22 protein-coding genes are annotated in these 26,354 nt (G+C 54.3%); 2 read left to right on the top strand and 20 right to left on the bottom strand.

The features are described from left to right. Positions 1–8: 8 nt before the first annotated feature. The 14 genes from bglB to tar all read right to left on the bottom strand — a co-directional run bounded on the left by bglB (position 9) and on the right by tar (position 18,152). Positions 9–1,148, bottom strand: a complete 1,140-nt coding sequence (bglB, locus tag ACOXYR_RS07785; RefSeq protein WP_421355346.1) for a beta-galactosidase BglB — start codon at positions 1,146–1,148, stop codon at positions 9–11. Positions 1,149–1,153: 5 nt separating this feature from the next. Continuing rightward, positions 1,154–2,737, bottom strand: coding sequence for an MFS transporter (locus ACOXYR_RS07780; RefSeq protein ID WP_113857118.1), 1,584 nt, complete (start codon positions 2,735–2,737; stop codon positions 1,154–1,156). Between the two features lie 253 nt (positions 2,738–2,990). Beyond that, positions 2,991–3,383, bottom strand: coding sequence for a flagellar protein FlhE (gene flhE / locus ACOXYR_RS07775; RefSeq protein ID WP_108475384.1), 393 nt, complete (start codon positions 3,381–3,383; stop codon positions 2,991–2,993). After that, complete coding sequence (gene flhA, locus ACOXYR_RS07770; RefSeq protein WP_421355347.1) at positions 3,383–5,461, bottom strand: flagellar biosynthesis protein FlhA; 2,079 nt, start codon at positions 5,459–5,461, stop codon at positions 3,383–3,385. The genes flhE and flhA overlap by 1 nt, the downstream gene beginning before the upstream one ends. Beyond that, the gene (flhB, locus tag ACOXYR_RS07765) at positions 5,454–6,602 is read right to left on the bottom strand and encodes a flagellar biosynthesis protein FlhB (RefSeq protein WP_015964003.1); all 1,149 of its coding nucleotides are present in this window, start codon (positions 6,600–6,602) and stop codon (positions 5,454–5,456) included. Before flhB ends, flhA begins: the two co-directional genes overlap by 8 nt. 110 nt (positions 6,603–6,712) lie before the next feature. Next, positions 6,713–9,367, bottom strand: coding sequence for a family 78 glycoside hydrolase catalytic domain (locus ACOXYR_RS07760; protein ID WP_421355348.1), 2,655 nt, complete (start codon positions 9,365–9,367; stop codon positions 6,713–6,715). A gap of 10 nt (positions 9,368–9,377) precedes the next feature. Next, the gene (locus tag ACOXYR_RS07755; protein ID WP_421382088.1) at positions 9,378–10,628 is read right to left on the bottom strand and encodes an MFS transporter; all 1,251 of its coding nucleotides are present in this window, start codon (positions 10,626–10,628) and stop codon (positions 9,378–9,380) included. A 141-nt stretch (positions 10,629–10,769) separates the two neighbouring features. Further along, positions 10,770–11,621 (bottom strand): helix-turn-helix domain-containing protein, encoded by an 852-nt coding sequence (locus tag ACOXYR_RS07750; RefSeq protein ID WP_421355350.1) that lies wholly within the window; start codon positions 11,619–11,621, stop codon positions 10,770–10,772. Between the two features lie 266 nt (positions 11,622–11,887). Then, positions 11,888–12,532, bottom strand: coding sequence for a protein phosphatase CheZ (cheZ, locus tag ACOXYR_RS07745; protein WP_113857121.1), 645 nt, complete (start codon positions 12,530–12,532; stop codon positions 11,888–11,890). 10 nt (positions 12,533–12,542) lie between these two features. Beyond that, positions 12,543–12,932 (bottom strand): chemotaxis response regulator CheY, encoded by a 390-nt coding sequence (cheY, locus tag ACOXYR_RS07740; RefSeq protein WP_113857122.1) that lies wholly within the window; start codon positions 12,930–12,932, stop codon positions 12,543–12,545. Between the two features lie 14 nt (positions 12,933–12,946). Further along, the gene (locus ACOXYR_RS07735; RefSeq protein ID WP_108475278.1) at positions 12,947–13,996 is read right to left on the bottom strand and encodes a protein-glutamate methylesterase/protein-glutamine glutaminase; all 1,050 of its coding nucleotides are present in this window, start codon (positions 13,994–13,996) and stop codon (positions 12,947–12,949) included. Continuing rightward, entirely contained in the window at positions 13,993–14,847 is an 855-nt protein-coding gene (gene cheR, locus ACOXYR_RS07730) for a protein-glutamate O-methyltransferase CheR (RefSeq protein WP_421355351.1), read from the bottom strand. The genes ACOXYR_RS07735 and cheR overlap by 4 nt, the downstream gene beginning before the upstream one ends. Positions 14,848–14,867: 20 nt before the next feature. Next, positions 14,868–16,469: a methyl-accepting chemotaxis protein gene (locus tag ACOXYR_RS07725; protein WP_421355352.1), complete on the bottom strand. Its 1,602-nt coding sequence runs from the start codon at positions 16,467–16,469 to the stop codon at positions 14,868–14,870. A gap of 39 nt (positions 16,470–16,508) precedes the next feature. Then, positions 16,509–18,152 (bottom strand): methyl-accepting chemotaxis protein II, encoded by a 1,644-nt coding sequence (gene tar / locus ACOXYR_RS07720; RefSeq protein ID WP_108475275.1) that lies wholly within the window; start codon positions 18,150–18,152, stop codon positions 16,509–16,511. A 243-nt stretch (positions 18,153–18,395) separates the two neighbouring features. Here tar and ACOXYR_RS07715 point away from each other — a divergent pair, with 243 nt between their 5' ends. Then, on the top strand, positions 18,396–19,667 hold the full coding sequence (locus tag ACOXYR_RS07715; RefSeq protein ID WP_421355353.1) for a dicarboxylate/amino acid:cation symporter: 1,272 nt from the start codon (positions 18,396–18,398) through the stop codon (positions 19,665–19,667). A gap of 135 nt (positions 19,668–19,802) precedes the next feature. Here ACOXYR_RS07715 and cheW read toward each other — a convergent pair whose 3' ends face one another. The 6 genes from cheW to flhD form a co-directional block, all read right to left on the bottom strand. Further along, a complete protein-coding gene (gene cheW, locus ACOXYR_RS07710) occupies positions 19,803–20,306 on the bottom strand; it encodes a chemotaxis protein CheW (protein ID WP_421355354.1) in 504 nt (167 codons plus the stop codon). A 17-nt stretch (positions 20,307–20,323) separates the two neighbouring features. Beyond that, complete coding sequence (cheA, locus tag ACOXYR_RS07705) at positions 20,324–22,270, bottom strand: chemotaxis protein CheA (protein WP_421355355.1); 1,947 nt, start codon at positions 22,268–22,270, stop codon at positions 20,324–20,326. Positions 22,271–22,274: 4 nt separating this feature from the next. Further along, positions 22,275–23,195 carry a flagellar motor protein MotB gene (motB, locus tag ACOXYR_RS07700; protein ID WP_350437048.1) on the bottom strand — a complete coding sequence of 307 codons (921 nt, stop codon included), beginning with the start codon at positions 23,193–23,195 and terminating at the stop codon, positions 22,275–22,277. After that, on the bottom strand, positions 23,192–24,082 hold the full coding sequence (gene motA, locus ACOXYR_RS07695; RefSeq protein ID WP_113857128.1) for a flagellar motor stator protein MotA: 891 nt from the start codon (positions 24,080–24,082) through the stop codon (positions 23,192–23,194). Before motA ends, motB begins: the two co-directional genes overlap by 4 nt. A gap of 118 nt (positions 24,083–24,200) precedes the next feature. Continuing rightward, positions 24,201–24,785 carry a flagellar transcriptional regulator FlhC gene (gene flhC / locus ACOXYR_RS07690; RefSeq protein ID WP_189623065.1) on the bottom strand — a complete coding sequence of 195 codons (585 nt, stop codon included), beginning with the start codon at positions 24,783–24,785 and terminating at the stop codon, positions 24,201–24,203. Beyond that, positions 24,782–25,132: a flagellar transcriptional regulator FlhD gene (gene flhD, locus ACOXYR_RS07685; protein ID WP_108475269.1), complete on the bottom strand. Its 351-nt coding sequence runs from the start codon at positions 25,130–25,132 to the stop codon at positions 24,782–24,784. The genes flhC and flhD overlap by 4 nt, the downstream gene beginning before the upstream one ends. A 780-nt stretch (positions 25,133–25,912) precedes the next feature. Here flhD and uspC point away from each other — a divergent pair. Further along, entirely contained in the window at positions 25,913–26,332 is a 420-nt protein-coding gene (gene uspC / locus ACOXYR_RS07680; RefSeq protein ID WP_108475268.1) for a universal stress protein UspC, read from the top strand. The last annotated feature ends 22 nt before the right edge of the window (positions 26,333–26,354 follow it).

Raw genomic sequence — 26,354 nt, 5'->3', positions numbered from 1 at the left:
TTACCCAATCAAAAATACTTGCGCAGATACTCCGTCAGACACAAAATCGCCATCGCCTGCCCATACGGCATAGACGTCAGCGGGATCTCGCGATAGAAATCGAGATTCGAACCCATCCCGGTGCCAAATGAGGTTTGCAGCAGTTCCCCTTCCGGCGAAATGTGTTTCACAATCCCTTTAATCGCTTTTTCCGCCACGTCCGCATACTCTGCCCCCACGTAGCGCTTACGCACGGCTTTGAGGATCCCGTAGGCAAACCCCGCCGTTGCAGACGCCTCCAGATAAGAGTTCGGATCGTCGAGCAGCGTGTGCCACAGCCCGCTTTCGTCCTGGCATTTCGCCAGCGCCTCAATCTGCGCATTCAGCACCTGCACCAGATAACGACGCACGGCGTTGTTTTCCGGCAAATCCACCAGTTCCAGGAAGTCAGGGATCACAATCGTCAGCCAGCTGTTGCCGCGCGCCCAGCGGGCGTTGGCGAAGTTATGCTGACCATCGTAAGTCCAGCCATGGAACCAGAGACCGGTCTCCCGATCCATCAGATTCTGTACATGCAGCAGGAACTGATAGACCGCCTCTTCAACATATTCCGGTCGATTGAGCAATTTACCAATTTTCGCCAGCGGCAGTACGGTCATCATCAGCGTGTCATCCCACATCTGTTGATGGTTTTCCTCCGCCAGCGTAATGTGCTGCATGCCGCCGTGATTGGTACGCGGCATTTCGTTCATCGCCCACTCAGCCCAGCTATCGAGCCACGGCAGATACGCCGGATTACCGGTCTCTTCATAGCGATACGCCAGCGTCAGGAACGGTGCCATAGTGTTGACGTTTTTGGTGGTTGCCCCCTCGGCAAAGCGATCGGCGAACCAGTTGTCGATGATGTCACGCATCGCCACATCGCCGGTCTGCTGGAAGTACTGATGAATACCGTACAGACCGACGCCGTGCGTCCACTCCCAACCTGCCCAACCTTTGGTATCAATCACGCGGCCATCGTCGAGGCGCAGCAGGAACTGACCGGTTTCATCCTTAATGTTGACCAGATTGTTGGTCACCGTCTGGATCAAAGCCTTCAGTTCTTCCCGGGAGATAAAACGCTCAGGTTGACGTAATAACGCGCTGTGTTTTACCGGCCAAACTTTCATATCCATTAACCTCTGTGATAAGTCGAATTCAATGTGACACCCTGCTTAAGCGATGGCGCAGCAGGTTTGTTACGATTCAAATAACCAATATTGTTGTTGCCCCACAGGGATTCATAGGGCATCCCTGCCAGCATTTCGACCGTAGCGCGAGCATCCGGAGTGATGCTTTCCGGCATCGTGCGGCCAGACTCACGCATTTTCGCCGTCTCTTCACGCAGCACGCTGTGCGTTTTCAGATTCAGTTTGAAACGCAGGGAGACAAGGAAGCCACAGGCCAATACCAGAATGGTGCCGAAGCTTAAGATCATCAGGATGGTGTGGCTCACTTCCGGCGGCTGAACTTTTTGCCCGGAGACGAAACCCGACATCTGCATGATGATACCCACCAGCATTACCGCGCCCGCCTGAGATGCTTTACGCGTCAGCGTCATGATGCCCGCGAAGATCCCTTCACGGCGCTGGCCGGTAATTACCTCATCAACGTCAGAAATGTAGGTATAAGTGTTCCACGGCACATAGTTGATACCACCGCGTCCCAACCCGGCAATCGCTGAGATCAGCAGCAACAGAGAATAGACGTCGCTCATACCCGCGTAATAAAGCATCGCGTAAGAGAGTGAACCCAGACCAAACAGCACCACCACCATGCGGTAAGACGGCGCAGGCCCGAAGCGGATGCACAGCGGGATCATGGCGATAACCGCAATAAACTGGAAGATAGCCATGGTGCCCAGCAGATTAGAGGCCACGGAGGCTTCCTGCATCAGCACAAAGACGACGTAGTAGGTAAACACCGCGTTAAAAACGTCCTGCGCGATATAGCCACCGAGGTACATTCCCAGGTGCTGGCGGAAAATTTTTATCCGCAGCGTAGAGGTCAGTTCGGTGATCAACCGGCTCATGCTCTGCGCAAACGTCAGGTGTTTTTTCTCCTCTTCCGCACGCAGCGCAGCTTCCGTCCACTCTTCACGCGGGCGCTCCCAGGTAAAGAACCAGACAAATGTCAGCATCATCGCGCACAGCACCGAGAAGACCAGACTTGCGTAGAAGAAGGAGATGGCGTTGTCTTTGCCGAAGGTGGTCAGCAGAATACCCGGCAGGAAAGAGGCCAGAATCGCCGACATCTGCGCCATAGAAATACGCGCGCCGGAGAACTTGGTTTTCTGTTTGAAGTCGTCGGTCATTTCCGGCACCAGCGTTTCATACGGCACCAGAATCATGGTGTAGACAATATCGAAGATCAGATACGTCAGCAGGTAATACCAGAATCCCATATCGCCGACCCACATGAAGGAGTAGCTGAAGACGCAGGGAATGCCGAGCAGAATAAAGAACTTACGACGACCAAAGCGTTTTCCAAGCCAGGTCGAGCCAAAGTTATCGGTTAAGAAGCCCATCAGCGGACTGACAACGGCATCAAGCACGCGTGCCGTCGCAAAAATGAACGTGGCTTCAATCGGCGTCAAGCCGCAAAAGGTGGTGTAGAAATAGAGCAGCCAGGCTGCCGTTAACGCAGTGGTGCCTGCGCCGAGAAAATCCCCTGACCCGTAGGCAAGGTAGTTAGCTAATCCAATTTTTCGTGTTTTCATCGCCGTGGATCCTGTGCTTTTTAAAAGCCCCCCTGACATGCAAAGGGAGGACTGACACGGCTACAGTAAAATCATGCAAAGCTTGATACCTTTCCATTATTGCCAGCGGAATCCATTCACTGGCAAAAATGCAAAGAGTGGTGGCACGTGCTTCACTGATTTATAAAACAACGTTTCTTTTCAATCAAAAGAAGGGACCAGAAATGCGAGACGCGCTACAGATTGGCGAGGCAGATGGCGAAAGAAAGCACAACTAGCGATAATTCACAATCACCTCGTAACGACGAATTTTCAGTGGCGGAATCAACCTACCGCCTCCGGGCACTTGCCAGATAAAGCGCAGTGATTCCATTGCAGTCACGCTATTGAACGCGTGTGTCGTTCCACTTTGACCGTCCAGCTCGACACAGCGCGTTGATGAGCACAGGCGCGTTTGTAAACCAGCAGGCGTCGGCCCGATAAGCTCATAGCGCCACGCGACCAGCGTCATTTTGCCCGCGACAGGCTGAGTCGCACTCAGCGGTAGAGAGGATGCCGCTTCACCACGATAGTTCAGCGTCATTCCCGCGCGGCTGGCCTGCCAGGCCCCCTCACCTGCTGCGTGAACGGTAAGGGGCAAACACAATAACAGCAGCGACTTCATCATCATTTACCACCAATCGTCGCGGTCATGCGGATATTACGGTTGTCCGAGAGTTCCAGGCTTGAGAGCACCACCAGTTGCGGCAGGCTGCGGCGTAAGAAGCGCGACAACAGCGGACGCAATGCATGATTCACCAGCAGCACCGGCGGTGCGCCGAGCATCTCCTGACGCGCCAGCGCCTCCTGGGTTTGCGCCAGTAATCTATCCGCCAGCCCCGGCTCCAGGCCGCCGCCGCTCTGTAATGCCTGCAGCAACAGACGTTCCAGCGGCACATCCAGGCCAATCACCTGCACTTCATCGCTGCCAGGGAACCAGCGCTGAGTGATAGCCCGCCCCAGCGCTACGCGCACCACCGCCGTCAGCTCATTCGGATCGTGCTGCACCGGCGCGTGTTCCGCCAGCGTCTCCAGAATGGTGCGCATATCGCGAATCGGCACTTTTTCATCAAGCAGATTCTGCAGCACCTTGTGCAGCGTGGTGAGCGTGACCACGCCCGGTACCAGATCTTCCGTCAGTTTTGGCATCTCCTGGGTGACGCGATCCAGCAGTTGCTGTGCTTCCTGACGCCCAAACAGCTCCGCAGAGTGCTGGCTTATCAAATGGTTAAGATGTGTGGCGACCACGGTACTGGCCTCTACCACTGTAAAGCCCTGAATTTGCGCCTGCTCTTTTAATGCATTCTCAATCCAAATCGCCGCCAGCCCGAATGCGGGATCGACCGTCACCTCGCCGGGCAGCGTACCCGCTGCCGTGCCGGGGTTAATCGCCAGCCAGCGCCCCGGATAAGCCTCACCGCTGCCAATCTCAACACCTTTAAGCAAAATGCGATAGCGCGCAGGCGGTAGATCCATATTGTCGCGGATGTGCACCACCGGCGGCAGGAAGCCCATTTCCTGGGCGAATTTTTTACGAATGCTGCGAATACGCCCCAGCAGTTCGCCGTCCTGCTGGAAATCCACCATTGGGATCAAGCGATAGCCGACCTCCATGCCCAGCGTGTCTTCCAGCTGTACATCATTCCAGGTGGCCTCAACCGCCTGCGTGTTCTCCACGGGTTTGGTTTGCGGTGCCGGTTCCGGTGCTTTCATTTCGCGTCCACGCAGCCACCAGGCGAGCCCGAGCAGTGCAGCAGTAAACAGCAGGAAGACAAAGTTTGGCATCCCTGGCACCAGCCCAAGCAGGCCTAACACCGCGGCACTGAGCATCATCACGCGCGGGTTGCTGAACAGCTGGCCGACCATCTGCTGACCCACATCTTGCTCGGTGCTGACGCGGGTCACAATCACGCCCGCTGCGGTAGAGATAACCAGCGCCGGGATCTGCGCCACAAGGCCGTCACCGATTGTCAACAGGGTGTAGGATTCCGCCGCTTTGCCCATCGGCAGCCCGTGCTGTAAAACCCCCACCAGCAGGCCACCGATGATATTAATGACCATGATCAGGATCCCGGCGATGGCATCGCCGCGCACAAACTTACTTGCCCCGTCCATCGAGCCGTAGAAATCGGCTTCTTGCGTCACTTCGCTACGGCGCTTTTTAGCCTCTTCTTCGCCGATGATCCCAGCGTTGAGATCCGCGTCAATCGCCATCTGTTTGCCGGGCATGCCGTCCAGCACAAAGCGCGCGCCCACTTCAGCGATACGTCCGGCACCTTTGGTGATCACCATAAAGTTGATAATCACCAGAATGATGAACACCACGATACCGATAGCAAAGTTACCACCGACCAGGAAGTGGCCGAAGGCTTCCACGACTTTCCCCGCCGCCGCGCCGCCAGTATGCCCTTCCATAAGGATGATACGTGTTGATGCCACGTTGAGCGCCAGACGCAGCAACGTAGTAAAGAGAAGAATGGTTGGGAAGGCGGCAAACTCCAGCGTCCGCTGGGTGAACATTGCCACCAGCAGCACCATAATCGACAGCGCGATGTTGAAGGTAAACAGCAGGTCGAGAACGAATGCGGGCAGCGGCAGCACCATCATCGACAAAATCAGCAGGATCAACACCGGCCCGGCGAGAACCTGCCACTGGGTCGATTTAAAATTGCCGGGCAGACGCAGCATTGCAGCCAGATTAGCCATCAGAGTCCTTCTCATTCAAAAAATCCAGCGCCTCGGGCACCGGCAGGTTATCAGGTTTTTTCGGCGGCGTTCCGCCCGCCAGACGCCAGCGTTTTAGCTGCCAGACCCAGGCCAGCACTTCCGCCACAGCGGCATACAGCTGACCGGGAATTTGCTGCCCCACTTCCGCGTGACGATAGAGCGCACGTGCCAGCGGTGGGGCTTCTAACATCGGTACGCGGTTTTCTTCGCCCAGTTCACGAATACGCAGCGCCACCAGCCCGGCACCTTTTGCCACCACGCGCGGGGCGCTCATTTTGTTTTCGTCGTACTGCAACGCAACCGAATAGTGCGTCGGGTTATTAACGATGACATCCGCCTTCGGGACGTCCGCCATCATTCGCCGCCGCGCTGCTGCGCGCTGCATCTGGCGAATGCGCCCCTTCACGTGCGGGTCGCCTTCGCTCTGCTTAAATTCATCGCGAATGTCCTGGCGCGACATGCGCAGCTTTTTAAGGTGGCTGTAGATCTGCCAGAAGACGTCAAATCCCACCATTGGGATAATCGCCAGCACCACCAGCAGGGCACAAAAACCGACCATATTCAGCGCGTTGCCCATCGCCACCAGCGGTGATTCACTGATAAGCCGCATCATGTCCGGCCAGTGCAGCCACAAGAACAGCCCGGCCATGCTGCCCATCAGCAGCGATTTCATCACCGCTTTCATCAGTTCCGCCGCCGTCTGCGCCGAGAACATGCGCTTAATCCCCGGCAGCGGGTTAAGTTTGTCGAGTTTGAACGCCAGCGATTTAGTGCTGAACACCAGCCCGCCGAGCATCACCGGAGCCACCAGCGCCACCACCACCACGCCAACAATCAGCGGCATCAGCGCCAGCATCGCCTCTTTCAGTAGCAGGATTATCTGCCCCAGAATCAGATTGGGATCGTTGATAATCGAATGATCAAAACGCAGGCCGGAGGAGAGCAAACTGGCTAACCGCCGGGCGAGGGACTCCCCGCCAAGCCAAATGACGCAGACGCCCACCAGCAGGATCAACAGCGAGGTTAATTCGCGGGAACGCGGAATTTGCCCCTCTTCCCGGGCCTTTTCTAACCGTTGGGGTGTGGGGTCTTCTGTTTTATCGTCGTTTTCTTCTGACACGCGGTGGCTCTCACAGACTCATCCACGGTCATTATTACGCGAGAGGGAAAGAACAATCGGAGGAAAAGCGGCGTAAAACGGGGGGAACTCCCCCGTTTACGCCGCAGGGATTACGCCAGCAGATACGTAAAGGTATAACGGCCAGAGCCCAGCGCGGCACGCACTCCCTCTGTGCAGGCGACGAAAGCAACCCCATCATCGTTCAGCACGCGCTCGGCGCCCTCCAGCACCACATCTGCGCGGGTATTTGGTGGAATGACCACCGAGAGCGTCAGCATTTTCTCGCCGTCGCGCTGCCAGTGCACGCCAATGTTCCCGTAGTTTGACTGATACGATGCCTTCAGCCAGCGAATATCGCCACCCGGCAGCGGGCGCAGATGAATGCGTTTAAAACCAGGCTCGCTTTCGTCCGGATTGATGCCCGCCGCCGCGCGATACAGCCACTCTCCAATCGCGCCATACGCGTAATGATTGAAGGAGTTCATATCCGGACTCCACATGGTGCCATCGGGTTTAATGCCATCCCAGTGTTCCCAGATGGTGGTCGCCCCGGCATGTACCTGGTAAAGCCAGGAGGGAAAATCCTCTTTCAGCAGCAGTTGCCAGGCGGCCTCTGTTTGGCCGTTTTCGCTCAGCGCATGGCAGAAGTACGGCGTGCCAACAAAACCGGTCACCAGGTGCCCGTCGTTCTCCTCCAGCAGTTGCAGCAGCGTTTGTACCGTGCGTTCGCGAAACGCGGTGGGCACCAGGTCAAAACAGAGCGCGAGAATATGCGCCGTTTGCGTACGTGCCGTCAGACGTCCGGTCGGAGTGAAAAACTCCTGTTGGAAGCGCGCAACAATGGCCTCATGCAGCGCCGAATACGCCGCATAATCGGCCTTATTGCCCAACACCTGCGCCGTGCGTGCAAACAGTTTTGTCGACAGCGCATAGTAAGCCATACAGATCAACTCATTCGGCGTCGCGCCAAAATAGCTTCCCTCTTTCGCATCCAGTGCCACCCAGTCACCAAATTGCAGGCGATAGCGCCACATATGCTCCACCGCGTGCGCACGCATAAAATCAACCCACGCTTTCATGCTGTCATATTGCTGGCGCAGAATAGCTTTATCGCCATACATCAGATACAGCGTCCACGGGTTGATCACCGCCGCATCGGCCCAGGCTGCGGCGGAGTGCGTCCGCCCGTGTGACAGAAAACGGTCGTTATCGCACTTCCCGGTTAAAATATCCGGCACCACGTGCGGCACGCCGCCTTCTTCCGTTTGGTCATATTTCAGGTCGAGCAGCCACTTGCTGAAGAAATTGCGCGTCTGCATCAAATAGCTGGCAGTACGGCAGAAAATTTGCGCGTCACCGGTCCAGCCCAACCGTTCATCGCGCTGCGGACAGTCGGTGGGCACATCAACAAAATTGCCCTTCAATCCCCAGACAATATTGTGGTGCAACTGGTTAAGGTCATCCCGCGAGGTCTCCAGCGAACCGGTTGGCTGCATAGCGGAATGCAGAACAACCGCACAAAAGTCTTCAGGCGCTGGCGTTCCCGGCCACGCGTCTATGCGCACATAGCGAAATCCCTGGAAGGTGAAGTGCGGGTGATAGTGTTCATCCTGGCCGCCGCGCAGGGTGTAGTCCACACACTGTTTAGCGGTGCGCAGGTTATCCAGATAGACATTGCCATCCGCGTCCAGCACTTCAAAATGGCGTAAAACCACCTTTTGCCCGCGTTCGCCACGGACGGTGAAATCAACCCAACCGCTCAGGTTCTGGCCAAAATCGAGCACCTTATCGCCCTGTGGGGTTACGATCATCGCGATCGGCTGTAGCCGCTCAACAGCCTGTACCGCGCAAGAGGTTTGCGGGGTTAAAACGGATTTATCCGCCGCGAGGAGTGTGACGTCGCGCCATAAAGTCGCGGTGAATCCGGGTTGACTCCACCCTACCTGCTCGAGCCTGGCGTCGTAGATTTCACCATCATACAGTTCGGAGAACACAATTGGTGCGTCGGACGCCTGCCAGAGACCATCCGTGGCGATGACCACTTCCCGGCCATCGCGATAACGCACCACTAGCTGGCCGATGAACGCCGTTTGTTCGCCATAATAGTTGCGATAACGGTTAAAACTCATATCACCTTTGTACCAGCCCGCACCAACCATGGCTCCCAGCGCATTTCCGCCCGGTTGTAGCAGCGAAGCAACATCATAGGTTTGATAACGCAGATGATGGTGATAGCTGGTCCAGCCCGGCGACAACTCATCCTGCCCGACACGCTGCCCGTTGAGGTATAGCTGATACAGCCCCAGCGCACTGGCATGAACTATTGCCGATACAATCTCGCCATCTGGTAGCGCAAATTCACGGCGCAGGAGAGTTCCCTTAGACCTCTCTTTATCCGCAGGCGTTTCCGCTGAAATAAACGCAGCCTGCCACTGTGCTGCCGGTAATCCCGTGATAAACCGTGCCGTCGGGCTCCAGTCACTGACATTGCCCTGGTTATCGTGAATTTTTACCCGTACGACATAGTGCGCCGATGGCGTTAACGACAGAGCAGGCAGCGTAATATTCGCTGACTCTGCGCTGCGAACGTCGCCGCTGTCATAACACAACGAGGTAAAACCCTCGTCCTGCGCTATCTGTATCTGCCACGCGATTTGCTCTACGTTGCGTTGGTCGCTGGCGATAATCCACCCCAGCACCGGCAGTGTTTCAACGCCAGTCAGGGTTGATTCGTAATCTAACGTTATCCGTTCAACTGCTAACATGATGCTTCCCTTACTGATTAACTGTAAATGTCACGGCACTGTGCGCCGCCGACGTCTGCGAAGAGACGATCTCACCTTCATCATTAAATTCATTACGCTGCTTACCGTGGAAGCACAGCCAGCCGATAACCATCCCGGCCACCACGATTGCGGTTAACAGGCAGTAGAGAACGATGGGCCCGGCGGTCAGCAAAACCGGTGTCACAAAGGCCAGCAGGCCGCAGGTCAAACGCGCGACGCCCACGATGACGCCCTGCGCGGTGGCGCGCAGCATGGTGGGAAACGACTCCTGCGCCCACACTTTCATGATCCCTTCGAAAGCAAAACCGGTGCCGATGTTGGTAAAGAGCAGACAACAGAACCAGGAGAGCGGCGAGAAATTCAGCAGCACTGGCGTGAAGTAGCCCACTGACATCATTACTGCGCCGAAGATAAAGAACGGAATACGCTTTGCGGTATCGACGATGCGCATAAACATCAGGCCAGATGCCACGCTTACAGGCAGAATCAGCAACCCCCACAGCGAGTTAGTAGAAACCGAAATACCCACCACATTAACGGCAACATAAGTACCAAACTGTCCTCCGGTATTCGCCGCCAGATTGGTAAAGGTGTAGAACGCGCACAGGGAGAGGAACGGCCACAGGTATTTTTTATCCAGCAAATCGCGCCAGCCGTTTTTCTGCGCGCGCACGGTTGCCACGCCGCGCCGCAGCTCATCACGGGCGACCAGCCACAGCGGTGACTCAGGAATTGACCATCGCAGTATCAACAGCACCAGCGCCACCAGGCCAACGTGCATATACATAATCTGCGCGCCCACCTTCCCCCAGTCGCCCACGATAGCGGAGATCCCCATTGTCGCGCCAATCCCCACCAACCACAGCAGGTTAGACAGACCAATAATTTTGCCGCGATTATTGTCGTCCGCTGCTTCGGAAATAGTCGCCAGGGAAACGGGTAAGTCAGCCCCGGTCGCCAGCCCGACAAACAACGTGCCGAATACCAAAAATGGGAAGCTCAGGCCAAAGGCCATTGCCAGCGTTCCGATTAAAATCATCGCCATCGTGATAATAAAAACATTGCGTCGGCCAATCCGGTCGCCGAGTCGCCCACCGCAAAATGCACCGACAGCAATACTCAGGGTTAATAAGCCCGATAAAATACCGATTTCCAACGCAGTCAGACCTATCGTTTTTTGGTAAATAACCAATGCGGTGCCATTTGATACAATTGCTGCCGAGTCTATATACGATGCCATTCCTGACACCACCCCAACATACCAGGGGTTTGGTGTTTTATTTTTTGACATAACGAGTCCTTAATCCAGAGCGCGACTGGAGAGACACAAAAGCCTCTCAGCCGTGGAGTTACAATAAATTTTTCTGTTATTAGCCTGAAATTAAATTGCCGTTAAAATCCGCGAATGAAGCTCTCGTTCGCGGCTCGGTGAATACTTAAAATAGCGCTTATAAGATTCCGTTAAGCGAATACCATTCATAAAGCCACAGCGTACCGCAATCTCACTCACCGTTTTATCGGTTGTGCGGAGCAGTTCTTGCGCTTTCAATAATCGAAATAACATCTGAAATTTGACGGGCGTATATCCGGTGACGCGCTTGATAAAGCGAAACATCGTGCGTCGGGCGATTCCGTTTTCATCACTGACCGCGTTCCAGTCCAGATGCCGCAGGCTGCTGGTTTTCAGTGTTCGAATGAGATTGGCCCGTCCCCTCTCTTCGGCGCTTAACGTTTGTGCTTCCCGGCCGCAGTGGCAGAGCGCGTTAAGGATATTAAAGAAAGCGCCCTCAATAGCCGAAAAATAGAGCACATCATAGACGCTATCATTGCGGGAGATGATTTCCTGACTCCAGCGCTCAATACTTTGCAGCACACTACAGGTTAAAGTTATTTCATTCTGCCGCAGTAGATGCTCTTTCACCATTGCCAGCAATACATCCATTTGTTGTAAAAAATAAAAATTGCGCGTCCGCCTGACCAGAATATTAATAACGGAAAGATTATTCGTAGAAACATAACTGTGCGTGTCATTGGTAGTCACGAGGAAGAAATCGCCTTCGCAAATAAATCTCACTTCATCATTAATGATATGAAACCCACTACCGTTACGGACAATCACAATTTCATCGAAATCATGTCCGTGCACACCTTCCATCAATTGATTATTCATTGAAAAAAGGCAGAACGTATGTTGTTCAGAGAGAAAGAATTCACTATCCCGTAAAATTCGCATAGCCCCTCCTATTTTATTAAAGGCAAAAACATTGCCTTAATAAAGAATAAGGTTTCATACTATTAATATTATCTTTCCTTGTGCTGGAGACTATTTAAGCGCATTAATTATGACAAGTCTATATAGGGGAGTGACACTCAGACGTAAACCTCTGTGATGTCTGTGTCAATTTGGGGAAAGAAGATGTGTAAGGATTATAAATGGCAGCTTCGCTTATCCGACATACCCGAAAGTAAGCCGGGTTAGCGAAGCGCCCCCGGCATCAATCAGAATCCTAGACTGTCCAGCAAATCATCAACCTGATCCTGGCTTGCGACCACGCCCGCTTTCGAGGTGTCCACCTGTGGGCCATTGAGCAGGCTTTCGTTTTCACGCTTAGTGCGTGACGCCGGTTCCGGCATGTTTTCCAGCAACACCATTAACAGCTGGCGCTCAATCTCCTGAATGACATCCATCATCCGCTTGATAACCTGACCGGTGAGATCCTGGAAATCCTGAGCCATCATAATTTCCAGCAGTTGGGCATTGGTAAAACGGGTGTGCTCCGGTACGTCTCGCAGATACTGGCGCGTGTCGGTGACCAGCTCACGCGCGTCCGATAGCGCGATGGGGTTTTCAAACCAGGCATCCCAGCGCGTACTCAGGGCGTTAGCGTTTTTCTCAAGCGTATCCTGGTGCGGCTGCGATGCCTCGACGCTGTTCAGCGCGCGTTCGGCGGCCTGCGCAGTCATTTGCACCACGTAGTCCAGACGATCGCGCGCATCAGGGATCGCTTCCGCCGCTTCAGCTATCGCTTGATCAAGCCCCAGTTCGCGCAGGCTGTCGCGCAGCATGCGGGTCAGGCTGCCGATACGCGCAATGATATCAGCAGCAGAGTGTTCGTCATCGGGCTTAATGGGGGGGTGTATCATCGTCATCTCCTCACATGCCCAGCTTCTCGAAAATCTTATTCAGCTTCTCTTCAAGCGTCGCGGCGGTAAACGGCTTCACCACATAGCCGCTGGCACCGGCCTGTGCGGCGGCAATGATATTCTCTTTTTTAGCTTCTGCGGTCACCATCAGCACTGGCATCGCGGCCATTGCACCATCGCTACGAATGGTTTTCAGCAGCTCCAGTCCGTCCATATTCGGCATGTTCCAGTCAGAAATCACGAAGCCAAAGCCGCCCGCCTGCAGTTTATTCAGCGCATCAACACCGTCTTCCGCTTCTTCAACATTATTAAATCCCAGCTCCTTTAGCAGGTTACGCACAATGCGGCGCATGGTGGAAAAGTCATCCACAACCAAAAACTTAAGCTCTTTATCCGCCATTCACTTCTCTCCTGTTATATACGTATTGCCTGTCCGGCACTGATTTTCGCCAGCATTTGCTGGCTTATCTGACTGAGATCGACCACTTCGCTGACGCCACCCATATTGATGGCTTCGCGCGGCATGCCGAACACCACACAACTCGCCTCGTTCTGGGCGATGGTCCAGGCACCCGCCTGGTGCATCGCCCGCATTCCTGCCGCCCCGTCGTTGCCCATCCCGGTAAGGATGACGCCAACGGCATTACGCCCCGCATGCTGAGCGACAGAATGAAACAACACATCCACCGACGGGCGATGGCGATTTACCGCCGGCCCATCGTGAATTTTGATTTGATAGTTCGCCCCGCTACGCGCCAGTTCAAGATGGCGATCGCCGGGGGCAATATAGGCGTGTCCAGGCAGGACACGTTCGCCGTCTTCCGCTTCTTTCACACCAATCTGGCATAGCTTATTGAGTCGATCGGCAAACGATCGCGTAAATCCTGGCGGCATATGTTGGGTAATCAACAACGCCGGGCTGGTCACCGGCAGCGGCTGCAACACGTGCCGAATGGCCTCTGTTCCGCCGGTCGATGCGCCAATCGCAATCAGCTTTTCCGAACTCAGCAAGGGGCCACTTTTTAAGGTCGCCGGCGCGATTAACGTTTTATGCGCGGAAATCTGCGCCCGCGCTGCCGCGCGCACTTTGTCGGCAATCATTTCGCTGTAGGCCAGCATCCCTTCGCGAATACCCAACTGCGGTTTGGTGACAAAATCCACCGCCCCCAGCTCCAGCGCGCGCAGCGTCACTTCCGATCCTTTCCCCGTCAATGAGGAAACCATCACCACCGGCATCGGACGCAGGCGCATCAGCTTCTCAAGAAAGTCGAGTCCATCCATGCGTGGCATCTCGACGTCAAGCGTCAGGACATCGGGGTTAAATTTTTTGATCAGATCGCGCGCCACCAGCGGGTCTGGCGCAGTGGCAACCATTTCCATATCGCTGTGGCTGTTGATAATCTCGGTCATGATTTGCCGCATCAATGCGGAATCATCCACCGACAGCACCCTGATTTTACTCATCCGTTTTCCTTACCCAGCGCGTAAACCGTTTGCCCCCGCAGGCTGAATTCATGCACGAGGTGGCTGAAGTTCTCCGAATGCCCGGCAAACAGTAATCCGCCCGGTTTCAGCAGCGGAATAAAGCGGCGGAGGATTGCCTGCTGGGTCGCTTTATCGAAATAGATCATTACGTTACGACAGAAAATCGCATCGAATGGCCCCGGTACGTTGTAATGCCTTTCCAGCAAATTGACGCTGGAAAAATCAACAAAATCGCTCAGTTCCGGGCGCACCTTTACCAGCCCGGCATGCGGGCCAGTGCCGCGCATGAACCAGTTTTGTAGCTGCTGTTGCGTCAGGGTTTTCAGCTCTTCCTGTCGGTAGATACCAGCCTGCGCTTTATTAAGGACTTCTGTATCAATATCACTGGCATACACCCTCCATCGCCCTGGCGCGTTGCCGAGCGTCTGGGCGAGCGTCATAGCGATGGAATAAGGTTCCTCGCCGGTAGAAGCCGCGGCGCTCCAGACACGATATTCGCCACGCCGTTTTGCGGCATGCTCCGCAAGCGTCGGGAAATGGTGCGCCTCACGAAAGAAAGCCGTAAGGTTGGTGGTCAGGGAGTTAATAAACGCCTGCCATTCGGTGCTTTCGGTATTCCCTTCCAGCAACGATAAATAGTGACCAAAATCATCCAGCCCAAGCGTGCGTAAGCGCCGCACCAGGCGGTTGTAAACCATATCGCGCTTATGATCGGCCAGCACAATACCCGCGCGCTGGTGGATCAATTGGCTTATCCGACGAAACTGCGCGTCGGAGAGTTCGAGACGCTGCGTCATCGATGTAGTTAACGACGAGGGAAGTGATGTCATAGCGCCTTCTTTCATTACGTTCAGGAAACCGCAGGCTGTGCGTTCGGCACAACTCGCTCAGGAGAAACAGGAGTCAGTTCTTCAATCTTAAATACGGATACCAGGGAAGTGAGCGTATCGGCCTGCCCGGTTAATTGTTCCGTTGCAGCGGCACCTTCTTCCACCAGCGCGGCGTTTTGCTGCGTCACCTGATCCATCTGGCTGACGGCAAGCGCTACCTGTTCAATGCCGCGACGCTGCTCATCCGACGCCGAGGCAATTTCGCCCATGATGTCGTTGACCTGGGTAACCGAGTGAACAATTTCGCCCATCGTTTTGGCGGCAGTATCCACCAGAGCCGATCCTTCCTGCACGCGGGCCACCGACTCTTCAATCAATACTTTGATCTCTTTCGCCGCCTGGGCGCTGCGGCTTGCCAGGTTGCGCACCTCACCCGCCACCACCGCAAACCCGCGCCCCTGTTCACCCGCGCGTGCCGCCTCTACCGCCGCGTTAAGCGCCAGAATGTTGGTCTGGAAGGCGATGCCATCAATCACGCTGATGATGTCGCCAATCTTCTGTGAACTGGTGGCAATGCTTTGCATGGTATGGGCGACGTTTAATGCCTGATCGCCCCCCTGCCGCGCGGTATGCGCCGCGTTGCTGGCAAGGAGGGATGCCTGACGCGCGTTATCAGCGTTCTGCCCGACAGTCGCGGTAAGCTGTTCCATGCTGGCCGCCGTTTCCGCCAGTGATGCCGCCTGCTGTTCGGTACGCGATGAGAGATCGTTATTGCCTGCGGCAATTTCGGAAATGCCCGTATGCATGGCGTAGCTACTTTGACGAACCTGACTGACGGTGTTGCGCAACGCATCCTGCATCGCCTTCAGCCCGGCAAAAATCGCGCTGATTTCGTTTTTTCCGTACACCGCAATCGGGCGAGCAAGGTCACCTTTGGCAATGCTGTCAAAATGATCGCTGACAATCTTTAACGGCGACACAATCATGCGCCGCGACCACAGCAGAGAACCCGCGGTGATCAGCACCGCCAGCACCACCATGGAGAGAAACATCAGCTGTGAACGCTGATAATCTTGCTGGCTTTCCGCTCGCGCATCATCAATATACGCGTCGATGTGGCGCTGCCAGCCCTGGTAATCCGCATCAAATCTGGCCTGCATTTTTTGCACCGGCGAGCCAAGGAAATCGGCAAGCTGATTGGTTTCGAGCCAGGTGGCCTGATGCTCAAGGCCGTTACGCCAGGCGTTGAAGCTGGCTTCTGTCCGCTCGCCCAACTGGCGCGATTCGGTAGAGCGTTGTTCAATCGACTTAAAAGCAGCAAATTCGCTGTCGGCCAGTTTGAGCGCCTGGCGCGCGTCCACCATCCCGGCTTTGATTTCATCAAGCGGATAGCCAAGCGCAGTCAGCGTGCCCGTGCGATTCAACACCTGGCTGGTCTGCAACAGTGCGGCTCGCGCCGCCATCAGCGAACTAAGCTGCTGGCCACTGTGTTCAATTTGCTCAAGGTTTTGTTGCCCGTCGCGAAAGGCCCAGAAAGAGAGGCCGTTGCTGCCAATCTGTAACAGGCCGCAAAGTATCAATATCAAAAACAACGTGGTCGAAATGCGAATACGAGTAAACATCACCACTCCTGTTACGCAGGCAATCGCGCCTGACTCAAATTAAAAGGTTTCCCAGTTTTCTTCTGACCGCGAGACCGCTGGCTGAACGACAGGGGCTGACGCTGTTTTTGGCGAGACGAGCGCGCGCGTGGACGACGCCAGACGAAACGCGCTAACCGCTTCGCTCAGCTTGCCTGCCTGCTCTTCGAGCGCAGCCGCCGCGGCTGCTGATTCTTCAACCAGCGCGGCGTTTTGTTGTGTCACTTTGTCCATTTCAGTCACCGCCAGCGCGACCTGATCTATCCCGCGGCTCTGTTCATCAGAGGCTGAAGAAATTTCGCCCATAATGTCGGTCACACGGGTGACGGCATTGACAATCTCATGCATGGTTTCCCCGGCGCTTTCCACCAGCCGGGAACCCGCATCAACCCGCTCGACGGAATCGTCGATCAGCGCTTTAATCTCTTTTGCCGCCTGGGCACTGCGGCTGGCCAGGTTTCGCACTTCCCCGGCGACCACGGCGAACCCTCTCCCCTGCTCACCGGCTCGCGCGGCTTCCACGGCGGCGTTCAGCGCCAGAATATTGGTCTGGAAGGCAATGCCATCGATGACGCTGGTGATGTCAGCGATTTTCTGCGAGCTACCGGCGATGTCGTGCATGGTGCTCACCACATCATCCACCACGTTGCCGCCGCGACGCGCCGTTTCCGATGCGCTTTGCGCCAGACGTGATGCCTGACGCGCGTTATCTGCGTTCTGTTTTACCGTCGCGGTGAGCTGTTCCATGCTGGCTGCCGTCTCTTCCAGTGAGGCGGATTGCTGTTCGGTACGTGAAGAGAGATCGTTATTCCCGGCAGCGATTTCGCTGGTGCCGCTGTAAATGGCATCGGTGCCCTCGCGAACACGGGTAACCGTGTCAATTAACGCGTGCTGCATATGGTTCACGGTATCCGCCAGTTGGGTCAGTTCATTGCGTCCTTTCAGCACCAGTTCGGGCGTCAGGTCACCGTTGGCGATATGGCGGATGTGGGTCATGACATGATTAAGCGGCGTCAGCAAAATACGGCGAATGCCAAACCACACGGCCAGCAGCACCGCGGCCAGTACCAGCGCCAGTATCATCAGTTGCCAACGGGCAAACTGATAATCGTGGCTGCTGGTTGTAAAGGCCTGCTGATAAAGAGACTCACTCTGCGCGCGGTACACGCCCATCGCCTCACCCATGGCGTTCTGTTTACCCTGCGTAGGTTGGGCAAAATAGGCGTCCATATTCCCCTGCTCCAGGAAACCAATCAGCTCCTGTAAGGCCGCGAAATAGGCCTGCGTTTGTTGCGCAACGCGCTGGCTGACCTGAGCCATTTCCGGGTCAACCGCCGCCTGATTAAATCGCGTGATGTGCGCCTGAGCCTGCGCCAGCGTCGATTTGGCATTCTTCAGTAAATCGGTTTTGGCGCTGCTTTGAAGATTACTGGTATCCATCATCATGCGCGCCGATGAACGACTGAGGTTAATACGCGTTTGCAGCATGAGATCCCAGGCATCCGTCAGTTCGGCCTGTTGGGTACGCAAGGTGTTAGAGAGCACAAAACTATGCTGGTTTTGCGAAAGCGATGAAAAGAGTAATCCCCCGGAGAGCAGTTGCAAAAGTGCGAATACGACCAGCACCAACATCAGCAGGGTGACAACGCGGATACGGTTTAACATACAACACCTTCTCGATGACGTGATATCGCTGTTATCGGCAAGGAGAAGTGAAACTTTAAGCAGAGAAACAGTAATCCTCCGCACGAATGCGCAAAATTACAACGTTTCCGATAAACCCTAAAAAATAGTTGTAAATCTGTCCGCTTTAATTCAATTTATACTACGAATGAATTAATGGAATTACATAATAAAAAATCATTGATCATCATGTTAATTATTCGTTATATGACGGGGAAATTTTAAGTGGCAAACGCAAATAAACTCACGGTATTTATCGTGATTTTCATGCTGGCGGGGATACTCACCGGCGCAATGATCCATTCCTACGCATCAGCAGACTCCATCACCGCATGGTCTGATAACATCACCCTCCTCACCGATATCTTCCTGCGACTCATTAAAATGGTTATTGCGCCGTTAGTGTTCAGTACGCTGACCGTGGGCATTATGCGTCTGGGAGAAACGTCGACGATTGGTCGCGTTGGCGGGAAAGCGATGGTGTGGTTTATCACCTCATCCGTGCTGTCCATCCTGGTGGGGCTGTTTATTGTCACCCTGGAACAGCCGGGTAGCGGCATGAACCTGGCTGTCCCAACCGGTACGATTGAAACGGGGCTCGCCACCAGTGGTATGTCGCTGAAAGCCTTCCTGGCGCACACCATTCCAACCAGTATCGCAGGGGCAATGGCCGATAACGAGATCCTGCAAATCGTGGTCTTCTCCATGTTCTTCGGCATTGGCGGTGCATCGTTGGGGCAGAAATTCAACGCGCCGCTGGTTGCTGCGCTGGACGTGGTTTCACATATTATGTTGAAGGTGACGGGCTATGTGATGTATGTGGCTCCGCTGGCCATTTTCGCCGCCATCTCTTCGGTTATTGCCAAAGAAGGTCTTGGCATTCTGCTGAATTACGCTTCTTTCATTGGCGGTTATTATCTGGCGATTCTGCTCACCTGCCTGGTATTGATAGGCGTTGGCTACATGGTGCTGAAAAAAGAGATTTTCCGCCTGGTCAATATGCTTAAAGATCCGGTGTTGGTTGCCTTCACCACCAGCAGCTCTGAAGCGGCGTACCCAAAAACGCTGGAACAACTGGCGAAATTTGGTTGCTCGCCGAATATTGTTTCTTTTGTTCTGCCTATCGGTTACTCCTTCAATCTGGTCGGTTCGATGGTGTACTGCTCGTTTGCATCCATGTTTATCGCCCAGGCCTACAATATTCATCTGAGTTTCTCTGAAATTACCGTGTTGATGCTGACGCTAATGCTGGCGTCAAAAGGTATCGCCGGGGTACCCCGCTCCGCACTGGTGGTGCTGGCCGCCACCATTCCGAGCTTTAACATTCCGGTAGCCGGGATCCTGCTGCTGATGGGAATTGACCACTTCCTGGATATGGGGCGTTCCGCGATTAACGTGCTGGGTAACGGCGTTGCGGCGGCGATGCTGTCACAGAATGAAGGGATGCTGAGCGACGGCGAAGCGCAAGAAGTGGAACAGCAGGAAGTGCAGGCTTAACGCATCTGCATTATGCAGGCTGTAAGATTGCCGGATGCGGCTACGCCTTATCCGGCCTACAAACCGCACCCAACCCGTAGGCCGGATAAGCGGAGCGCATCCGGCAATGCACAAACCACACCTATCCGGCATTTTTTACGCTGCTTGCGTCGCCGTACTGTCCAGCAGCGCCATCTCATCGCTACTCAACAATTTCTCAATATTCACCAGAATCAGCATGCGGTCGCCCAGCGCGCCAAGCCCGGTCAGGTATTCCGTCGATAGCGTCACGGCAAATTCCGGCGCGGGACGAATTTGATCCACCGCAAGCGACAGCACATCAGACACACCGTCCACCACAATGCCCACCACCCGCTGGCCGAGATTCAGCACAATCACCACCGTATTGTCGTTGTACTCCACGTCCTGCTGGCTGAATTTCACACGCAGATCGACGATCGGCACAATCACGCCGCGTAAATTGGTTACGCCTTTAATAAACGCGGGGGTATTGGCGATACGGGTCACCTGATCGTAGCCGCGAATTTCCTGCACCTTCAGAATATCGATGCCGTACTCTTCGTCACCAAGGGTGAAAACCAAAAACTCCTGGCCCGAGGGCTCGCCCGCCAGTTTTGCTACGCTGTTCATACCGGTCATATTATTTCCTTCTTTATTCAGGCGGCGACATGCGCCAGACGTTTTTCACGATTAAGACTTTGCAGGGCCGCGACATCCACAATCAGCGCCACGCTACCGTCTCCGAGAATGGTGGCAGCAGAGATGCCCGGCACTTTGCGATAGTTACTTTCCAGGTTTTTCACCACCACCTGATGCTGACCAATCAGTTGATCGACCAGCAGCGCATAACGACGCCCGGCACTTTGCAAAATCACCACTATGCCCTGGGTGGCTTCGGTTTTGGCCCCCTGCACATCAAACACTTTCCACAATTCCACCAGCGGCAGATATTCACCGCGCACTTCCAGCACGCGCTCCCCGCCCGCCAGCGGATGCAAATCTTCATCACGCGGCTGGAGCGATTCCATCACCGCATTGAGTGGCAAAATAAAGACTTCGTCACACACCTTCACGGACATGCCGTCGAGGATTGCCAGCGTCAGTGGCAATAAAATACGAATGGTGGTGCCTGTGCCCTGTTTCGATTGAATCTCGACGTGGCCGCCCATTTCCTGAATATTACGTTTCACCACATCCATGCCAACACCGCGTCCGGAAACGTCCGTCACCTGCTCGGCGGTTGAGAATCCTGGTGCAAAGATAAGCATGCCCACTTCGTCATCGGTCATGTTGTCGTGAACCGCCAGCCCCTGCGAAAGCGCTTTCGCCAGGATGCGTTCGCGGTTCAGACCCGCGCCATCGTCGGTGACCTCGATACAGATATTGCCACCCTGATGCTCCGCCGAAAGGATAAGATTGCCGACCTCTGATTTCCCCGCGGCGATACGCGTTTCCGGCAGTTCAATCCCGTGATCCAGGCTGTTACGCACCAGATGCGTCAGCGGATCGATAATCCGTTCGATAAGACTTTTGTCGAGTTCCGTCGAACTGCCCTGTAACGTAAGCTCAATCTGTTTACCGAGCTTGCTCGCCAGGTCGCGTACCAGGCGCGGGAAGCGGCTAAACACATACTCCATCGGCATCATGCGAATAGACATCACCGATTCCTGCAGGTCACGGGCATTGCGCTGTAACTGGCCCATGCTGGTGATGAGATCGCCATGCTGCACCGGGTCGAGTTCCGTCGAGCGTTGCGCCAGCATTGACTGAGTGATAACCAGTTCCCCCACCAGATTGATAAGCTGATCCACCTTCTCCACCGCGACGCGAATACTGGTGGATTCACTGGCACGCGCCGGTTTTTCACGTTCCGTGCGCGCAGCGGCAACAGGCACCAGCGTTGGTGTGGCGACGGGTTTACTCTGTTCAGGTTCTTGCGCAGGCTCACTATTGAACGTTATCTGATCCGCCTCGATAACAAAGCAGAGCACCGCCACGATATCGTCCTGATTCACATCGCCTTCAAGGATCGCGCTCAGACTATCGACGCTCATGGTGACCTCGCTGAGCGTGGCAAGGTTGCCCAACTCTTCGCGCAACATCTCTGGCTCGCCCGGTTTCAGGCGTGAAAGTGTGATCCGTAATGTTCCCTGCGGTGGAACCGCTTTTTCGACCACGGTCAGCCGGGTGGCTGGCGGCGCGCTCTCGCCTTTGGCTTCCAGCGCCAGCTGACGCAGCGCCTGGCAGATGTATTCAAAACTGGCGGCATCCGGCTCCTGTGAGCTTTTATAGGCGTCGAGCTGTTCCTGCATAATATCTTTGGTTTCCAAAAACAGGTTGATAATGTCGGTATTGAGCGGCAATTCCCCCCGACGCGCGTCGTCGAGCAGGTTCTCCATTAAATGGGTGGTTTCCTGCAATACAGAAAAGCCGAAGGTGCCTGCTCCTCCTTTGATGGAGTGCGCCGCCCGAAAGATGGCGTTCATCTGTTCGGTGTCGGGATCGGACGGAACCAGATCCAGCAGGTGCTGCTCCATATCGGCCAACAGTTCGTCGGCTTCATCAAAGAAAGTCTGATAAAAATCGCTGATATCCATGCTCACGCAATCACCTCTGATCGGGTTGTGGCGGTGTTGGGCTTTGTGTCGCCGGTGGCGACGGTAATGCACTTATCGGTTCATTCTGGCTTTGCGCGTTCTCGTGGAGAATCGCCTGCTCGGCCTGGTTGTTGAGCACCAGCAAACTGATCCGGCGGTTGATAGCGTCATCGCCACCATGGCTTGCGAGGCGCATGGTGTTTGCCATCCCCACCACACGCAGCACTTTGCCTTCACTCAACCCGCCAATCACCAGCTCGCGCCGGGAAGCGTTGGCGCGATCCGCCGAAAGTTCCCAGTTGCTGTATCCGCGCTCGCCGCCCGCATAGGGATAATCGTCCGTATGGCCGGAGAGACTGATTTTATTGGGAATTTCATTCAGCACCGGGGCGATACCGCGCAGGATATCGCGCATATACGGCTCCACTTCGGCGCTGCCAGTTTTAAACATCGGCCGGTTCTGGCTGTCGATAATCTGAATGCGTAATCCCTCCTGAACGAGATCGATCTTCAGGTGCGGGCGCAGCGCTTTCAGTTTGGGATCGGCTTCGATCAACTGGTCCAGCTCGCCGCGGATCCGCTTCAGGCGGTTGGTTTCCATCCGCTTTTTCAGTTCATCCATGTTGGGCTGTTTATTGACTTCGCCCTGCTGCTGCGTGACGTCATCCCCGCCGCCGGGAATGGGACTGTCACTGTTCGACATTCGCGGGCCGCCAGTCACTGCCGTCGCCAGCGGTGTACGGAAGTATTCGGCAATTTGAATCAGCTCTTTGGGGCTGGAGATGGAAATCAACCACATCACCAGAAAGAAGGCCATCATGGCGGTCATGAAATCGGCGTAGGCAATCTTCCACGACCCGTGGCCGCCTCCGCCATGCGATTTGGCTTTGCGTCTTTTGACAACGACAATCGGGTGCGGCTGATTTTTCATGCGTCCTCGGTCGTGGTTTGCTGCGCCGTCGGATTACGCACCGCCCGAACATGTTCTTCCAGTTCAACAAACGACGGACGCTCGCTGGTGTAGAGCGTTTTACGACCAAATTCGACCGCGATCGGCGGCGCGTAACCATTGAGATTCGAGAGCAGCGTAATTTTGACGCACTGCATCATTTTGGTGGTTTCCGCGCTTTTTTGTCTGAGCACGCTGGCCAGCGGCGAGACAAAACCATACGCCAGAAGAATACCCAGGAACGTACCGACCATCGCGTGGGCGATCAATGCCCCCAGCTCTGCCGCCGGGCGATCCGCCGAACCCAGGGCGTGAACAACCCCCATCACCGCCGCCACAATGCCAAACGCCGGTAACGAGTCGCCTACCAGTGCCAGGCTGTTGGCAGGAACTTCGCTTTCGCTTTCAAAGGTTTCAATTTCCTCATCCATCAGCGCTTCAATTTCGAAGGTGTTCATATTGCCGCTAATGATGAGTCGCAGATAATCGACGATGAAATCCAGCATGACGCTGTCAGCCAGAATACGCGGATAGCTGGCGAAGATTTCACTTTCGCGCGGGTTTTCAATGTCGCGCTCAAGGGAGAACATCCCTTGCTGGCGCGATTTGGCCATCAGGCGATAGAGCAGCGCCAGCAGGTCCATATACATGGTTTTGGTATATTTCGAGCGGCGAAAAAGTAGCGGCAGGGCTTTAAGTGTGCCCTTTATCGCTTTCCCGTTGTTACCGACGATAAACGCACCAACGCCGGCGCCACCGATAATAATCAACTCAGCGGGTTGATACAGTGCCCCAAGGTGCCCGCCGGTCATGGCATAACCGCCGAATACTGTCCCGATGACGACCAGGTAACCGATTAAGATAAGCACGTTTCATCCTTCCACTTTTGACCAGGCTGAAGGACAGATAAAAGCGTCGCCGAACGACAGGCAAAAAAAAGCAGCGGTCACGGGCCCCGCTGCTGGAGTGTTTGCCACACCGTTCCGGCTAAACAGCTTGCTCTATCTGTTCATCCAGCAGTTGTGGATTACTATCGGCAGCGTTGTCGGAAAGTTTACGTCTTTTTACGGCGCGGGATGGCGGCTGGCACAGACTGCAAACAAAGCTGCCCGCCGGTTGATGTGCGTGAGTGATAAAATTACCGCCGCAACTGTTGCAGTGCGACAGTTCCAGCATACCGCTCTCAACAAAACGCACCAGCGTCCAGGCGCGAGTCAGCGCCAGAAGCGGGGCTTCATCCTGAGCGGGACACTGTTCCAGGTAGAGTCGATATGCCTTAATAACGGCATCAACGCCCGAGCATAACCCGGTGCTGAGAAGAAATTGCCAGGCATTGCAGAACATGGAAGAGTGGATATTCTGCTCCCACGTCATAAACCAGTCCGTGGAAAACGGCAGCATCCCTTTCGGCGGCGGGCTACCGCGCAGCTCTTTATAGAGTTTAATCAGGCGACCACGGCTTAGCTGCGTTTCACTTTCCAGCATCTGTAAACGCGCGCCCAGCGTAATCAGCTCCATCGCAAGCTGAATATCGCGGGCTTCCTGGACAATACTTTTTTCGCTCATGCTCAGGCCCTTTTCTTACGGCCGGAATCAGCGGTCTGGCTGGCGTCGTTCAGTAAACGCGTAGAAAGAAGAATGCCGGTGTGGATCTGTTGCAGGTCGTCGACCCGGGAATCCTGTGTGAGCTGGGTGATCGTTTGATGACTGTCGAAGCGGAATTGGCAAACCAGTTGATTGGTTTCCGCCAGTTTCACCATCTGCGGAAGCGTCAGGTCACCGAGCGTTGTGGCCATCTCTTCGTTTATGCCCAGGCGAAACATGGCTGACGCTTTATCCTGACCGATAAGGCGTTGCGCAAGGAGTAGATAGGACAAATTGATGTCATAGATATGTTTTAGCAACTCGGATGTATACATTTTCCCCATCCCGAATAACCAACTATTGTTTTAATGCGGTTAGACCGCACACCCCGTGATGTCGTCGGGAAATCCCGATAAAAAAAGAAAAAGCCGAAATGCATAGCCGATGATGACAGACATATCGGCAAGTTCGCTTTAGGTTATAAAGCAACAATTTTAAACATTTCTTACAAATGACTAAGAATTTTCCTAAATCCACGCAACTTTACCCGCCAGCTATGACACATACAATCTGACCTTAGGGTAAATTTAGGAATTATGTGATTTATGTCACATAACATACCTGAATGTTAACACTCAATCCATCAGATTACGTTGTTAATTGATCATTTATTATCCAAATGACTCTTTTTTCTATTCTTCAGGGACGAATATTCATTCAGAAGAAGGAACGGTGACTCGTTAAGAGGGGAACAATAGTGAACAGAGGATTGACAGAAGCGCCGATAAAGGACTTAGCACCGAATAATATAAATTTATATTTAAAATTCATACAATTAAATAAAATTTAAATTCATATAATCCCTAAGGTAAATCATTCGCAATTTGTTAATCATCTATATCTAATTGTTAATTGATTATTGTTACTTACCGAAAGCGGTTACATCCACACTAGAATTTGCAACATGACCGCTTTTTGCACTATTCCGGACTTAAGAATAATTAATGCATATATTGAAGTCGCTCACAGTTACATTTGAAACCACCCTTGCAGTCAGGCCGCAAAAAGAGTATGAGCTTAAATATGGTTAGTGAAGTGTCCTGCAAGGAGGTTTGATGCCTTACTCTCACCTGTTAGTGGCGGTTGCGCCTACCCCAGAAAGTCACGCCCTGTTACGCAAGGCGGTTTCAATTGCGCGCCCACACAATGCCCGCGTCAGTCTGATCACGTTTTCAACCGATCCGGAAATGTATAACCAGCTGGCAGCGCCGATGATGGAGAATCTGCGTGAGTTGATGCAGGAGGAGACCCAACAGTTTCTTGATACGCTGGTTGAACAAGCCGACTACCCGATCTGGAAAACCCAAATTGCCAGCGGTGAATTGTGCGAAAGTATTAAATCCTGGTGCCAGCACTATCAGGTCGATTTGGTTATCTGCGGTAACCACAATCAAAGCTTTTTCTCTCGAGCCACCTGCTCAGCGAAGAATATCGTCGGCAGCAGTTGTGCCGACGTTTTGCTTGTGACGTTGTAACACTCCCTATGCGACGCCGGTT

This window comes from Pseudocitrobacter faecalis (genome assembly GCF_965231525.1).
Classification (GTDB): domain Bacteria; phylum Pseudomonadota; class Gammaproteobacteria; order Enterobacterales; family Enterobacteriaceae; genus Pseudocitrobacter; species Pseudocitrobacter faecalis.
Note: the sequence above shows the minus strand (reverse complement) of the source record. Positions and strands in the feature narration are given on the sequence as shown.

Bases quoted from the DNA above. Each gene is read 5' to 3' on its own strand.
- ACOXYR_RS07750 (WP_421355350.1), bottom strand. From the start codon at position 11,621: ATGCGAATTTTACGGGATAGTGAATTCTTTCTCTCTGAACAACATACG.
- cheZ (WP_113857121.1), bottom strand. From the start codon at position 12,532: ATGATACACCCCCCCATTAAGCCCGATGACGAACACTCTGCTGCTGAT.
- ACOXYR_RS07780 (WP_113857118.1), bottom strand. From the start codon at position 2,737: ATGAAAACACGAAAAATTGGATTAGCTAACTACCTTGCCTACGGGTCA.
- ACOXYR_RS07725 (WP_421355352.1), bottom strand. From the start codon at position 16,469: ATGTTTACTCGTATTCGCATTTCGACCACGTTGTTTTTGATATTGATA.
- flhE (WP_108475384.1), bottom strand. From the start codon at position 3,383: ATGATGAAGTCGCTGCTGTTATTGTGTTTGCCCCTTACCGTTCACGCA.
- motB (WP_350437048.1), bottom strand. From the start codon at position 23,195: ATGAAAAATCAGCCGCACCCGATTGTCGTTGTCAAAAGACGCAAAGCC.
- flhD (WP_108475269.1), bottom strand. From the start codon at position 25,132: ATGTATACATCCGAGTTGCTAAAACATATCTATGACATCAATTTGTCC.
- flhA (WP_421355347.1), bottom strand. From the start codon at position 5,461: ATGGCTAATCTGGCTGCAATGCTGCGTCTGCCCGGCAATTTTAAATCG.
- cheW (WP_421355354.1), bottom strand. From the start codon at position 20,306: ATGACCGGTATGAACAGCGTAGCAAAACTGGCGGGCGAGCCCTCGGGC.
- ACOXYR_RS07735 (WP_108475278.1), bottom strand. From the start codon at position 13,996: ATGAGTAAAATCAGGGTGCTGTCGGTGGATGATTCCGCATTGATGCGG.
- tar (WP_108475275.1), bottom strand. From the start codon at position 18,152: ATGTTAAACCGTATCCGCGTTGTCACCCTGCTGATGTTGGTGCTGGTC.
- uspC (WP_108475268.1), top strand. From the start codon at position 25,913: ATGCCTTACTCTCACCTGTTAGTGGCGGTTGCGCCTACCCCAGAAAGT.
- ACOXYR_RS07760 (WP_421355348.1), bottom strand. From the start codon at position 9,367: ATGTTAGCAGTTGAACGGATAACGTTAGATTACGAATCAACCCTGACT.
- cheY (WP_113857122.1), bottom strand. From the start codon at position 12,932: ATGGCGGATAAAGAGCTTAAGTTTTTGGTTGTGGATGACTTTTCCACC.
- bglB (WP_421355346.1), bottom strand. From the start codon at position 1,148: ATGAAAGTTTGGCCGGTAAAACACAGCGCGTTATTACGTCAACCTGAG.
- cheR (WP_421355351.1), bottom strand. From the start codon at position 14,847: ATGACATCACTTCCCTCGTCGTTAACTACATCGATGACGCAGCGTCTC.
- ACOXYR_RS07755 (WP_421382088.1), bottom strand. From the start codon at position 10,628: ATGGCATCGTATATAGACTCGGCAGCAATTGTATCAAATGGCACCGCA.